We start from the raw sequence: 12,588 nt of genomic DNA, 5'->3' as shown, positions 1-12,588 counted from the left end.
CGCCCAGCACCTGTGCACAGGGTGGGGAGAAGCCTGTGGAGAAGTCGCGGACACGGCTCGCCATCAGGTCGCTGACCTGGCACAACGCGGTTCCACCGGTGTGGACAGGAAATACCTGACAGGTTTCTCGATCGCGGGGCACCCGCGCGGTCCGACACGCCCGACAGGGCGGCACCTGCGCCGCGGAGGCGAGTTGTCCCCCGCTCTATCCACAGGCTGGGGATCCTCACCACACCTGGCGCCGCAGGGAGGCTACCTGCCTCCGCCGGCCCGCGCGAGGGTTCTGCACGGACTTTGCGATCGGCGCAGCGAAATGGTCCGGACGGGCCAGGTGGGACCACCCGGAGCGGCCACGGGAGGACCCGGGACGAGAATGGTGGCGTGAGTGCGACGGAGCCCCGTGAGACCGCCGCCGGTGCCGAGACGTGCGACCCGTCGACCGGTCCCAGCAGCTCGCGCCAGCGCGACCGCGAGATCCTGCGGCTGGCCTGGCCGGCCTTCCTGGCGCTGGTGGCCGAGCCGCTCTTCCTGCTCAGCGACGCCGCGGTGGTGGGTCACCTCGGCACGCCCGAGCTCGCCGGTCTCGGGGTCGCGGCAGTGGTGCTGCAGACCGTCGTCGGGCTCTGCGTCTTCCTGGCCTACGGCACCACCGCCTCGGTGGCCCGCCACCTCGGCGCCGGCGACCTGCGCGGCGCGCTGGCCCAGGGCATCGACGGCGTCTGGCTCGCCGTGGTCATCGGCGTGCTGGCCACTGCCGCCGGACTGGTGCTCACCGACCCCGTGGTGGCGCTCTTCGGCGTCGGGGAGGAGGTCGCGGGCCACGCCACGACCTACCTGCGCATCGCGCTGCTCGGCGTCACGCCGCTGCTGGTCATGCTCGCCACCACCGGCGTCCTGCGCGGCCTGCAGGACACCCGCACGCCCCTCGTGGTCGCGATCGTGGGCAACGGCGCCAACATCGTGCTCAACGTGGTGCTGGTCTTCGGCCTCGACCTCGGCATCGCCGGCTCCGCGCTCGGCTCGGTGATCGCGCAGGTGGGCAGCGCCGCCGCCCTGCTGTGGGTGGTGGTGCGCGCGGCCCGCCGCGAGGAGGCCTCCCTGCGCCCGGACCTGCCCGGCATCCGGGCCGCGGGTGCGGCCGCCGTCCCGCTCGTGGTGCGCACCCTGACCCTGCGCGCCGCCCTGCTGGTGACCGCCTACGCCGTGGCCACCGGCGTCGACACCGGTGAGGGACGCACCATCGATGTCGCCACCCACCAGCTGGCGATGACCCTGTGGACCTTCCTGGCCTTCGTGCTCGACGCCGTCGCCATCGCCGCCCAGGCGATCACCGGGCGCTACCTGGGGGCCGGCGACGTGGCGGGCACGCGTGCGCTGACCCGGCGGATGGTGCGCTGGGGCGTGCTGACCGGCGTGGTCACCGGCGTGCTCCTGGCAGCCGCCTCGCCCGTGCTGGGCCCGCTGTTCAGCCCCGACCCGGCCGTGCAGCAAGCACTGGTGCCGGTGCTGCTCGTCGCGGCGCTCGGCCAACCGGTGGCGGGCGTGGTCTTCGTGCTCGACGGCGTGCTGATCGGCGCCGGCGACGGACGCTACCTGGCCTGGGCAGGTGCGTTCGTGCTGGTGGCCTACGCGCCCGTGGCGCTGCTGCTGGCCGCGCTGGGCACCGGCCTGGTCGGCGTCTGGGTGTCGTTCTGCGCGGTGTTCATGGGTGCCCGCCTCGTGGCCCTGCTGCACCGGGCGCGTGGGGAGGCCTGGTTGGTCACCGGCGCGACGCGGTGACATCCTCACCCGGGTGAAGCCGCTGTGGGCCGTGGCCCTGGGATGGATCCTGCTGGCGCTGCGGGCCGACGTCAACGGGTTCGACCTCTACGCCGACCCGCTGGGGTGGCTGCTGGTGATGCTGGGGGTGCGGCTGCTCCCGGCCGCCTTCCCCTCGCGCAGCGCCCTGCTCACCCTCGGCGGCGTGGCCGGCACCACCGCGGTGCTGCTGTGGCTGCCCAGCGTCGACTCCTGGCTGCGCGACCAGGACCCCGCCGTCGCGTGGGCCGCCAACCTGCCGCAGTTCGGGTGGCTCGCGCTGTTCTGCTGGGCGGCGGGCAACGCCGCGCGCAGCGCCGGCGAGCTGGTGCCCGCCGCGTGGTTCCGCACCCTGCTGGCGGTCGCCGTCGGCATCGTGGTGCTGCCGGTGCTGGTCTTCGGCGCCGGCATCGTGAGCCTCGACGGGCTGGCCTCGGTGCTGGTGCTGCTCGGTCCGATCACGTTCGTGGGCGTGCTGTTCTGGTACGGCACCCGCCCGTGGGCCGACCCCGTGCAGGCAGCGGCCGAGCAGACCGGCTGACCCGCCCACCCGGCGACCGGGCGAGCCCGGGAACGCCACGAGCCGCCCTCCCCGAGGGGAGGACGGCTCGCGACGGTGCAGAGCTGCTGGTGCTCAGCTGGGGATGACGTTGAGCGACACCGAGGCGTCGACGTCGTCGTGCAGCCGGACGGCGACCTGGTGGGCGCCGAGCGACTTGATCGGGTTGGTGACCACGATCGTGCGCTTGTCGATCTTCTCGCCGGTGACGCCGGAGATGGCCTCGGCGATGTCGGTGACGGTGACGGCGCCGAACAGTCGGCCACCCTCACCGGCGCGGACCTTGACGTCGACCGTGCCCTGCTCGAGCGCGGACTTGACCTGCTTGGCGTGGTCGGTGTCGCGCACGGCACGGCTGCTGCGGGCCGACTTGATCTGGTCGACCTGCTTCTGGCCGCCGCGGGTCCAGCGGACCGCGACGCCGCGGGGCACGAGGTAGTTGCGGCCGTAGCCGTCCTTGACCTCGACCACGTCGCCGGCGGCACCGAGGCCGTCGACCTCCTGGGTCAGGATGAGCTTCATGGTGTGCTCCTCTCGGCTCTCGGGTCAGCGACCGGTGGACGTGTAGGGCAGCAGGGCCACCTCGCGGGCGTTCTTGACCGCGATGGCGACGTCACGCTGGTGCTGGACGCAGTTGCCGGTGACGCGGCGGGCACGGATCTTGCCGCGGTCGGAGATGAACTTGCGCAGCAGCGCGGTGTCCTTGTAGTCGACCGTGGTCGACTTCTCCTTGCAGAACTGGCAGACCTTCTTCTTGGGCTTGCGGATCACTGCCTTGGCCATTGTGGTGCTCTCCTCTCAAGAGCCCGGCCCGCGTGAGCGTGGCCGGAATGGTCGGGGGGTGTCTGGGACGGGTGGTGCAGGTCGAGCGGGTGGTGCTGGTACCGCTGGTGGCTCCGGGTGGAGCCGAGGTGGTCGGCTGCGACTCAGAACGGCGGTTCGTCGCTGCCGACGCCGGGGGCTCCCCACGGGTCGTTCGCCGGGGCGCCGCCACCCTGCTGCGGGGGGCGACCCCCGCCGGAGGACTGGCCGCCGCCCGCGGGGCCGGTGGCCCAGGGGTCCTCGGCCGGAGCGCCGCCGCCACCGCCGCTGTTGTAGCCGCCGCCGCCGCCGCCGCCGGCGTTGTAGCCGCCACCGCCACCGCCGCCGGCGTTGTAGCCGCCACCGCCACCGCCGCCGCTGCGGGAGACGCGAGCGACCTTCGCCGTCGCGTACTTCAGCGAGGGGCCCACCTCCTCGACCTCGAGCTCGATGACGGTGCGCTTCTCGCCCTCGCGGGTCTCGTACTGGCGCTGCTTGAGGCGGCCCTGCACGACGACGCGCATGCCCTTCTGGAGCGACTCGGCGACGTTCTCCGCCGCCTGGCGCCAGACCGCGCAGGAGAGGAACAGGCCTTCGCCGTCCTTCCACTCGTTGCTCTGGCGGTCGAAGATGCGCGGCGTCGAGGCGATCCGGAAGTTGGCCACGGCCGCCCCCGAGGGGGTGAAGCGCAGCTCGGGGTCGTCGACGAGGTTGCCGACGACGGTGATGACGGTCTCGCCTGCCATGGGGATCTCCTCGGGTGGGGCGGTGCGGCCCGCGGGGGCCGGTGGTGGACGGGGCGGGCGACGCGCGGGTGCGACGTCGCGGTGGCCCCATCAAAGCCCGCACCACCGACATCGGCCAGTGCCCGTCCACAGGGACGGGCCAGCCGGTGCCGCCGGGGCGGGCCCGGGGTCAGCGTGCGTCGGGCCGGATGACCTTGGTGCGCAGCACGGACTCGTTCAGGGTGAGCTGGCGGTCGAACTCCTTGACCGTGGCCGGCTCGGCCTGCAGGGAGACGATGGCGTAGATGCCCTCGGCGTTCTTCCTGATCTCGTAGGCCAGGCGACGGCGACCCCACACGTCGACCTTGTCGACGCTCCCGCCGTCCTTGCGGATGACGTTGAGGTACTTGTCGAGGGACGGCTCGATGGTCCGCTCCTCAAGGCTGGGGTCGAGGATGACCATGACTTCGTAAGCGCGCAAAGCGGTCTCCACCTCCTTCGGACTCGGCGGCCACGGCATCTCCGTGGCAGGAGGGCTCTGCATGTCCTGCGCGACCGGGATCCCGTCGGTGGGCGGGCGCGGAAGGACACGGCAGGTTAGCAGCGGGCCGGGGTGGCGCGTGAATCGAAGCCGGCCCCGGCGCATGTTACTGACCCCGGGAACTAGTTCATGGGGTCGCGGAGACCCCATGAACTAGTCGCAACGGTCAGTAACATGCCCCGTCGGCGGCCCCTCCTACGATGACGGCCATGAGCACCGGCACCGCACTCGCCATCGGCGCACACGTCGACCAGACCGACCCGATCGCCGAGGCGAGGGCGCGCCAGGCGCCTCTGATGCAGTTCTTCCTCGGCGACCCGCAGGGCTACCAGGGCCCCGAGATCGCCTACGCCGGCGGTGCCGAGGCGCTGCGTCGCGACGCCGAGGAGGCCGGCGTCGACCTGTACGTCCACGCGCCGTACATCGTCAACGTGGCCACCACGAACAACCGGATCCGGATCCCGAGCCGCAAGCTGCTGCAGAAGCACGTCGACGCCGCCACCGAGATCGGTGCCAAGGGCCTGATCGTCCACGGCGGCCATGTCAACAAGTCCGACGACCCCGAGAAGGGCTTCGACAACTGGCGCAAGGCGATCGAGGCCACCGACCTGACGCTGCCGCTGCTGATCGAGAACACCGCGGGCGGCGACAACGCGATGACCCGCTACCTCGAGCGCATCGCGCGGGTGTGGGACGCGATCTCCTCCGCCGAGGGGGCCGACATGGTGGGCTTCTGCCTCGACACCTGCCACGCGCACGCCGGCGGCAACGCGATGGAGACGGTCGTGGGCGACGTGCTCGCCATCACCGGCCGCATCGACCTGGTGCACGCCAACGACAGCCGCGACGCCTTCGACTCCGGCGCCGACAGGCACGCCAACTTCGGCGCCGGCCAGATCGACCCCGAGCTGCTCGCCGCCGTGGTGCGCGAGGCAGGCGCCCCGGTGGTGTGCGAGACCCCCGGCGGGGCCGATGAGCACACCGCCGACTTCGCGTGGCTGCGCGAGCGCCTCTGAGCTGACCGCGGGCGCCGGCCGCGAGGGCGCTCGGCGCGCATCCACAGGTCACGCACAGCCCGACCACGGCCCACGGACGGCGTCGCGGCGCAGCGTGGCCCGCATGACGACGCTGCACGACCGACCGGCCGACGCCGCCACCCCCGACCCCCGTACGGCACCCCCACCACGACCCGCCCGCCCCCGCTGGGAGCGCCCGGCGCTGGCCGTCCTGCTGGGCGCCACCGCCCTGCTCTACCTGTGGGGCCTGGGCGAGTCGGGCTGGGCAAACAGCTTCTACGCCGCCGCCGCGCAGGCGGGCTCGGAGTCGTGGAAGGCCTTCCTGTTCGGCTCCTCCGACGCCGCCAACGCCATCACCGTCGACAAGACCCCCCTCTCGATGTGGCCGATGGCGCTCTCGATCCGCGTCTTCGGGCTCTCCTCGTGGAGCCTGCTGGTGCCGCAGGCGCTGATCGGTGTCGCCACGGTGGCGCTGCTGCACCGCACGGTGCGGCGCAGCACCGGCTCGGCGGCCGCCGGGCTGGTGGCCGGAGCTGTGCTCGCGCTGACCCCGGTCGCGGTGCTGATGTTCCGTTTCGACAACCCCGACGCGCTGCTGGTGCTGCTGCTCGTGGGCGCCACCGCGGCGACCCTGCGCGCCGTCGAGCCGACCCGGCACCCGGTACGCTGGCTGGCCCTGGCCGGTGCGCTGGTGGGGCTGGCGTTCCTGACCAAGATGCTGCAGGCCTTCCTGGTGGTGCCGGCCCTGGCACTGGTCTACCTGCTGGCCGCCGGCGCCCCGCTGCTGCGCCGGCTGGGACACCTGCTCGTGGCCCTCGCCGCCCTGGTGGCCAGCGCCGGCTGGTGGGTCGCGCTGGTCGAGCTCTGGCCCGCCGCCGACCGCCCCTACATCGGTGGCTCGCAGACCAACTCGGTGCTCGAGCTGACCCTGGGCTACAACGGGCTGGGTCGGCTGACCGGCGAGCAGGTGGGCTCGGTCGGCGGAGGTGGCGGCTGGGGTGAGACCGGTCTGCTGCGGCTGTTCGACGCCGAGAACGGCGGACAGGCCTCCTGGCTGATCCCGCTCGCCCTGCTGCTGCTCGGGGCCGGGGTGTGGCTCACCCGCCGCGCCCCCCGCACCGACCGCACCCGGGCCGCGCTGGTGGCCTGGGGTGGCTGGCTCGTCGTCACCGCCCTGACCTTCAGCCTGATGGCCGGCATCTTCCACGCCTACTACTCCGTGGCGCTCGCCCCCGCGGTCGCGGCACTCGTGGGCATCGGCGGCTGGCTGCTGTGGGAGCACCGCTCGACGCCGGTCGCCGCCGGCGCGGCCGCGCTCGGGGTCGCCGTCACCGCCACCTGGTCCTTCGTGCTGCTGGGTCGCAGCGCCGACTTCCTGCCCTGGCTGCGCTGGGTCGTGCTGGTGCTCGGCCTCGGGGCCGCGCTCGCCTGGGCGGTGCTGCGGCTGCTGCCCCGCCGCGCGGTGCTGGCCGTCGCGGCGGCCACGCTGATCGCCACGCTGGCCGGGCCGAGCGCCTACGCCGTGCAGACCGCTGCCACTCCGCACACCGGGTCGATCGTGACCGCCGGGCCCAGCACGGGGACGGGGCTCGGTGGTGGGCCGGGTGGTCGGATCCCCGGTGGCGTCCCGGGTGGTCAGCCCGGCGGTCGGCCCGGACAGGGCTTCCCCGGCGCCGGCGGGTTGCCCGCGCCCGGTCAGGCCCCGCCGGGCGGGATGCCGGGTGGGACACCGGGCGGGACAGCGGGCGGGACAGCGGGCGGGATGCCGGGTGGGATGCCGGGTGGCACCGGCGGGATGGGTGGCCTGCTCACCGGCAGCGAGCCCTCGGCGGAGCTGACGGCGCTGCTGGAGGCCGACGCCTCCTCCTACACCTGGGTCGCCGCGGCCGTCGGCTCCAACCAGGCGAGCGGCTACCAGCTGGCCACCGAGGAGCCGGTGATGGCGATCGGCGGCTTCAACGGCTCCGACCCCTCCCCGACCCTGGCCCAGTTCCAGGCCTACGTCGCCGACGGCGAGGTGCACTGGTTCGTCGGCGGTGGCGGGTTCGGCGGCCAGACGGGCCAGAACGGCGGGAGCAACGCCAGCAGCGAGATCGCGGCCTGGGTGGCGGAGAACTTCACCGCCACCACCGTCGACGGCGTCACGCTCTACGACCTGACGGCTCCGACGTCGGTCACCACCGGCTCGACCGGGACCGCCACATGAGCGCGGCCTCGTGGGAGCCCGCGGCGGGGGTGCTGCCCGCTACCGCCACCACGCTCGACGTCGTCATCCCCGTCTACAACGAGGAGGCGGTGCTCGAGGCCTCGGTGGAGCGGGTGCACGCCCACCTGGCCGGGCTGCCGTGGTCGGCGACGATCACCATCGCCGACAACGCCAGCACCGACGGCACCGCGGTGGTGGCACGGCGGCTGGCCCACCGCCTGCCCGGCGTCCGGGTGGTGCACCTGGCCGAGAAGGGGCGCGGCCGCGCGCTGCGCCGGGCGTGGAGCGAGTCGGCCTCGGCGGTGCTCGTCTACATGGACGTCGACCTCTCCACCGACCTCAACGCGCTGCTGCCGCTGGTGGCACCGCTGCTCTCGGGGCACTCCGACCTGGCGATCGGCAGCCGGCTGCAGCACGCCGCGCGGGTGCAGCGTGGCCCGAAGCGGGAGGTGATCTCACGCGGCTACAACCTGCTGGTGCGGGGGGCACTGCGCTCACGGTTCAGTGACGCCCAGTGCGGCTTCAAGGCGATCCGCGCCGACGTGGCCCGCGAGCTGCTGCCCCACGTGCAGGACGAGGCGTGGTTCTTCGACACCGAGCTGCTGGTGCTCGCCGAGCGTGCCGGTCTGCGCATCCACGAGGTGCCGGTGGACTGGGTCGACGACCCCGACAGCCGGGTGGCCATCGTGCGGACTGCGATCGACGACGTCCGCGGGCTCGCCCGGGTGGGCCGCAGCCTGGTCAGCGGCCGGCTGCCGCTGACCGAGGTCGGCGAGCGGCTCGGCCGCGCCTCCGCCGACGCCGGGGGTGGGCGCCTGGGCATGCAGCTGGGGCTGTTCGCCGTCGTCGGCGTCTGCTCCACGGTGGCCTACGCCCTGCTCTACCTCGCGCTGCGCGGGCCGATGGATCCGCTGTGGGCCAACGCGACGGCGCTGCTGGTCACCACCGTGGCGAACACCGCCGCCAACCGGCGCCTCACCTTCGGCGTGCGCGGCCGGGCGCGGGCGCTCACCCACCAGGCCCAGGGGCTGGTGGTGCTCGCCGTCGGGCTGGCGCTCACCTCGGCGGCGCTGTGGCTGCTGGACGGTGCGGGGACCGGGCACCGCGGGGTGGAGGTCGCCGTCCTGACCGGCGTCAACCTCGGCGTCACGGTGCTGCGGTTCGTGGCCCTGCGCACCTGGGTGTTCGCCCGGCGGCGGTGAGCGGGGGGCCGGGCCGCTAGCGTGGGCGGGTGCTGACCTGCCGCCCGATCACCGAGCCCGAGCACCTCGCCCACCTGCAGCGCCAGCCGTCGGCGAGCTTCCTGCAGACCCCGGCGTGGGGGCAGGTCAAGAGCGAGTGGCGCCGCGAGTCACTGGGGTGGTTCGAGGGTGAGCAGCTGGTGGGCGCGGCGCTGGTGCTCTACCGCCAGGTGCCGAAGGTCAAGCGCTACCTGGCCTACCTGCCCGAGGGTCCGGTGATCGACTGGGACGCCGAGCGGCTCGCCGACTGGCTCACCCCGATGACCCGCCACCTCAAGGCGCAGGGCGCGTTCGGCGTCCGGATGGGCCCGCCGGTTGTGTGCCGCCGCTGGAGCGCAGCGCAGGTCAAGGAGGGCATCGCCGACGACGCCGTCGCACGCCTGGGTGACCTGCCCCCCACCGACCGCGACCCGCTGGGGGCGCGCGTCGTCGCCCAGCTGACCGAGCTCGGCTGGCAGCAGCAGGGCGCCGGCGAGGGCGGTTTCGCGGCCGGTCAGCCGCAGTACGTCTTCCAGGTGCCGCTCGCCGACCGCGCCACGGGCGAGCCGCTCACCGAGGAGGCGGTGCTCAAGGGGATGAACCAGCTGTGGCGGCGCAACATCAAGAAGGCCGCCAAGGAGGGCGTCGAGGTCACCTCCGTCCGCGGTGCCGCCGGCGGGGTCGACGAGGCCGCGCTGCGCGAGTTCCACGACCTGTACGTGCACACCGCCGAGCGCGACCACTTCACCCCGCGTCCGCTCGGCTACTTCCGCACCATGCTCGCAGCGCTCGGCGCCGAGGACCCCGGCCGGATCACCCTGTGGTTCGCGCGCCACGAGGGCACGCTGGTGGCCAGCACGATCGCCGTCCGCGTGGGCGAGCACGCCTGGTACTCCTACGGTGCCAGCTCCACCGAGAAGCGCGAGGTGCGGGGCTCGAACGCCGTCCAGTGGGAGATGATGCGCGACGCGCTGGCGCAGGGCGCCGTCGTCTACGACCTGCGCGGCATCACCGACACCCTCGACTCCGAGGACTCCCACGTGGGGCTGATCCAGTTCAAGGTGGGCACCGGCGGCGAGGCCGTCGAGCTGGCCGGCGAGTGGGACCTGCCGCTCAACCGGCTGCTGTACAAGGCCTTCGACCTCTACATGACCCGACGATGAGGCTGGTGACTGCGCGATGAGCCTGACCCTGACCGTCGACGGCGAGCGCTGGCGCCGTCACCTGCGCGCCACCCTGGACGCCGAGCCCGCGCTGGTGCCCGTGTGCAAGGGCAACGGCTACGGCCTCACCCTGGGCCGACTCGCCCGGCGGGCCGCCTGGCTCGGCGTCGACACGATCGCCGTGGGCACCTACGCCGAGCTGCCCGAGCTGGCCACCCGCTACGGCGGTCGGCTGCTGGTGCTGACGCCGTGGCGGCCGTTCACGCCGCCGCTGGAGGAGTCGCTGCGCGACCGGGTGATCCACACCGTCAGCCGGCCCGAGGACCTCGCCGGCCTGCTCGCCCAGCAGCCCGGAGCCCGGTACGTGCTGGAGCGGATGACGAGCATGCGTCGTCACGGTCTCTCCGCGCGCGAGCTCTGGGACCTCGCTCCCCGCACGCGCGGGGGCTCGGGCGGCGGCCGGCTCGAGGGGGTGGCGCTGCACCTGCCCCTGCAGCACGGCGGACACCTGGCCGAGGCCACCCGGCTGCTCAACGACGTCGTCGGTGCCGGGCTGGGGCCCACCGCGGAGCGGCCGTTCACGGTGTGGGTCAGCCACCTCACCGGCGGCGAGCTCGCGTCCCTGCGCGCCGCCTACCCCGACTTCACCATCCGCCCGCGCACCGGCACCGCGCTGTGGCTGGGCGACCGCGACGCCCTCGAGGTGACCTCGACCGTGCTCGACGTGCACCCCGTCGAGCGCGGCGACGACTTCGGCTACCGCTCGCGCACCGTGCCCAAGGCCGGCCACCTGCTGATCGTGAGCGGCGGCACCGCGCACGGCATCGGGCTGGAGTCCCCCACCGGTGACTCCTCGCTGCGCGCCCGCGCCGCCACCCTCGCCCGCGGCGGCCTCGACGCCGCCGGGTTCGTGCGCTCGCCGTTCACCATCGACGGCAAGCAGCGCCTCTTCGCCGAGCCGCCGCACATGCAGGCGTCGATGCTCTTCCTCCCCGCGGGAGCGCGCGTGCCCGAGGTGGGCGAGCAGGTGGGCGTGCGGGTCCGGTTCACCACCACCGTCGTGGACCGCGTCGTCGTCAGCTGACTCGCCCGCCCGGCGTCGCCCCGACAGGCGGTACCGGTGCACCGCGAGGTTGACCCGGGTCCACCTCCCACGACGCCTCCCGGGGCACGGGGTCGTGCGCGGGGCGGAGCACGTCGCGGACCACGAGGACGACGAGGTAGAGCTCGCCGAGCATCCGCACGACGATGGCCAGCCAGTAGAAGCCGGCGTCGTCGCCGGAGCCGGGGGCCAGGTAGCCGCCGAGGTACCACCACACACTCGCCACGTACAGCACCTCGGTGCCCTGCCAGACCAGCTGGTCGCGCCAGCGGGGGCGGGCCAGGACGGCGAGCGGCAGCAGCCACAGCACGTACTGCGGCGAGTAGACCTTGTTGACCAGCAGGAAGCCGACGACGACCAGGAACCCCAGCTGCGCCAGCCGCGGCGGTGAGGGCGCGAGCCACCCGATCACCGCGACGCCCAGGCACCAGGCCAGGAAGAAGACGGCGCTGACGTCGTTGATGGTGCCGGGGTCGATGACGGTGTCGGTGGCCTGGGAGACCACCAGCCAGATCGAGCCGAGGTCGGCGCCGCGGTCGGAGTTGAATCCCCAGAAGACCAGCCACTCGTCACGCCCGGAGAGGTAGGCGGGGGCGTTGGTGACCAGCCACGCGACGGCCGCGGCCGCCGAGGCCAGCGCCAGCTCGCGCCAGCGCCGCCGTCGGGCGCAGAGCACCAGCACCCCGCCGAGCAGGAACAGCGGGTACAGCTTGGCGGCGGTGCCCAGACCGATCAGGACGCCGGTGAGCACCGGCCGGTCCCGCGACCACGCCCACAGGGCGCCGGCCACGCACGCGACGGCGAGCAGGTCCCAGTTGACCAACCCGGTGAGCACCAGCGCCGGGCTGACGGCGACCGCGGCGGCGTCCCAGGGCCGGCCCGGGTTGACCCGCGCCAGCAGCCACACCGCGAGCAGCGCCAGCAGCGCGAAGCCGAGCGCGTTGACGATCACGTAGCCGCGGATCTCGCGCTGGACGGCGGGGTCGCTGAACAGCGCGCCGGGGTCGCGGTCGTAGCGGTCCTCCAGGTCGGGCATCCCGACCAGGGCGTGGGTGACCCACGCCGTGCCCCACGCCCAGTAGGAGATCCCGACCGGGTACTCCATCACCTCGAAGCGGTCGCGCACCTGGGGGTCGTCGGAGTAGGGCCAGGTGCGCTCCACCATGCCGCGCCCGGTGTAGAGGTAGGGCAGGTCGGAGTAGCACATGGCGCTGTAGCGCACCTGGCCGTCGGACCACGTGTCGGTGTAGCAGGGCGTCTTCTGCAGCATGCCCAGCGCCATCGCGACGCCGGTGAGCACCAGCAGCACGGCAGCCGGCGTCCACCACCGGTGCCGCCCGGCGCGTGACCCCATCGGACCGCCGACGCCCTCGCTGAGCGAGGCCACCACGGGGTCGTCGAGCGTCGGGTGGACCTGGCCCTCCCCGGGGGGGTCACCTGCCCCCGGCCGGCTCACCG

Annotated in this window: 12 protein-coding genes; 7 read left to right on the top strand and 5 right to left on the bottom strand. The window is 73.8% G+C overall.

Going from position 1 to position 12,588, the window contains the following annotated elements; translation table 11 throughout:
* Positions 1 to 474 precede the first annotated feature (474 nt).
* Complete coding sequence (locus ABD948_RS00150) at positions 475 to 1,779, top strand: MATE family efflux transporter (protein ID WP_345264427.1); 1,305 nt, start codon at positions 475 to 477, stop codon at positions 1,777 to 1,779.
* A gap of 13 nt (positions 1,780 to 1,792) precedes the next feature.
* Positions 1,793 to 2,338: a hypothetical protein gene (locus ABD948_RS00145; RefSeq protein ID WP_345262009.1), complete on the top strand. Its 546-nt coding sequence runs from the start codon at positions 1,793 to 1,795 to the stop codon at positions 2,336 to 2,338.
* Between the two features lie 93 nt (positions 2,339 to 2,431).
* Here ABD948_RS00145 and rplI read toward each other — a convergent pair whose 3' ends face one another.
* The 4 genes from rplI to rpsF form a co-directional block, all read right to left on the bottom strand.
* Entirely contained in the window at positions 2,432 to 2,878 is a 447-nt protein-coding gene (gene rplI / locus ABD948_RS00140) for a 50S ribosomal protein L9 (RefSeq protein ID WP_345262008.1), read from the bottom strand.
* Between the two features lie 24 nt (positions 2,879 to 2,902).
* Positions 2,903 to 3,139: a 30S ribosomal protein S18 gene (gene rpsR / locus ABD948_RS00135; RefSeq protein WP_345262007.1), complete on the bottom strand. Its 237-nt coding sequence runs from the start codon at positions 3,137 to 3,139 to the stop codon at positions 2,903 to 2,905.
* Between the two features lie 143 nt (positions 3,140 to 3,282).
* Complete coding sequence (locus tag ABD948_RS00130) at positions 3,283 to 3,903, bottom strand: single-stranded DNA-binding protein (RefSeq protein ID WP_345262006.1); 621 nt, start codon at positions 3,901 to 3,903, stop codon at positions 3,283 to 3,285.
* A 169-nt stretch (positions 3,904 to 4,072) separates the two neighbouring features.
* The gene (gene rpsF, locus ABD948_RS00125) at positions 4,073 to 4,363 is read right to left on the bottom strand and encodes a 30S ribosomal protein S6 (protein WP_345262005.1); all 291 of its coding nucleotides are present in this window, start codon (positions 4,361 to 4,363) and stop codon (positions 4,073 to 4,075) included.
* A gap of 269 nt (positions 4,364 to 4,632) precedes the next feature.
* Between rpsF and ABD948_RS00120 the strand changes: the two genes are divergently transcribed.
* From ABD948_RS00120 to ABD948_RS00100, 5 genes are all read left to right on the top strand, one after another.
* Complete coding sequence (locus ABD948_RS00120; RefSeq protein ID WP_345262004.1) at positions 4,633 to 5,439, top strand: deoxyribonuclease IV; 807 nt, start codon at positions 4,633 to 4,635, stop codon at positions 5,437 to 5,439.
* Between the two features lie 103 nt (positions 5,440 to 5,542).
* On the top strand, positions 5,543 to 7,645 hold the full coding sequence (locus tag ABD948_RS00115) for an ArnT family glycosyltransferase (RefSeq protein ID WP_345262003.1): 2,103 nt from the start codon (positions 5,543 to 5,545) through the stop codon (positions 7,643 to 7,645).
* Positions 7,642 to 8,847 (top strand): bifunctional glycosyltransferase family 2/GtrA family protein, encoded by a 1,206-nt coding sequence (locus tag ABD948_RS00110; protein ID WP_345262002.1) that lies wholly within the window; start codon positions 7,642 to 7,644, stop codon positions 8,845 to 8,847. Before ABD948_RS00115 ends, ABD948_RS00110 begins: the two co-directional genes overlap by 4 nt.
* 29 nt (positions 8,848 to 8,876) lie before the next feature.
* On the top strand, positions 8,877 to 10,028 hold the full coding sequence (locus ABD948_RS00105) for a lipid II:glycine glycyltransferase FemX (protein WP_425576502.1): 1,152 nt from the start codon (positions 8,877 to 8,879) through the stop codon (positions 10,026 to 10,028).
* Between the two features lie 16 nt (positions 10,029 to 10,044).
* Positions 10,045 to 11,112: an alanine racemase gene (locus ABD948_RS00100; RefSeq protein ID WP_345262001.1), complete on the top strand. Its 1,068-nt coding sequence runs from the start codon at positions 10,045 to 10,047 to the stop codon at positions 11,110 to 11,112.
* Here the strand turns inward: ABD948_RS00100 and ABD948_RS00095 are convergent.
* The gene (locus ABD948_RS00095) at positions 11,105 to 12,586 is read right to left on the bottom strand and encodes a glycosyltransferase family 87 protein (protein ID WP_345262000.1); all 1,482 of its coding nucleotides are present in this window, start codon (positions 12,584 to 12,586) and stop codon (positions 11,105 to 11,107) included. The two genes, ABD948_RS00100 and ABD948_RS00095, sit on opposite strands and share 8 nt — an antisense overlap.
* Positions 12,587 to 12,588 lie beyond the last annotated feature (2 nt).

The organism is Nocardioides nanhaiensis (genome assembly GCF_039542785.1).
GTDB lineage: Bacteria > Actinomycetota > Actinomycetes > Propionibacteriales > Nocardioidaceae > Nocardioides > Nocardioides nanhaiensis.
This window is presented reverse-complemented; position numbering and strand designations above follow the sequence as displayed.

Bases quoted from the DNA above. Each gene is read 5' to 3' on its own strand.
- ABD948_RS00120 (WP_345262004.1), top strand. From the start codon at position 4,633: ATGAGCACCGGCACCGCACTCGCCATCGGCGCACACGTCGACCAGACC.
- rplI (WP_345262008.1), bottom strand. From the start codon at position 2,878: ATGAAGCTCATCCTGACCCAGGAGGTCGACGGCCTCGGTGCCGCCGGC.
- ABD948_RS00115 (WP_345262003.1), top strand. From the start codon at position 5,543: ATGACGACGCTGCACGACCGACCGGCCGACGCCGCCACCCCCGACCCC.
- ABD948_RS00130 (WP_345262006.1), bottom strand. From the start codon at position 3,903: ATGGCAGGCGAGACCGTCATCACCGTCGTCGGCAACCTCGTCGACGAC.
- ABD948_RS00100 (WP_345262001.1), top strand. From the start codon at position 10,045: ATGAGCCTGACCCTGACCGTCGACGGCGAGCGCTGGCGCCGTCACCTG.
- ABD948_RS00110 (WP_345262002.1), top strand. From the start codon at position 7,642: ATGAGCGCGGCCTCGTGGGAGCCCGCGGCGGGGGTGCTGCCCGCTACC.
- rpsR (WP_345262007.1), bottom strand. From the start codon at position 3,139: ATGGCCAAGGCAGTGATCCGCAAGCCCAAGAAGAAGGTCTGCCAGTTC.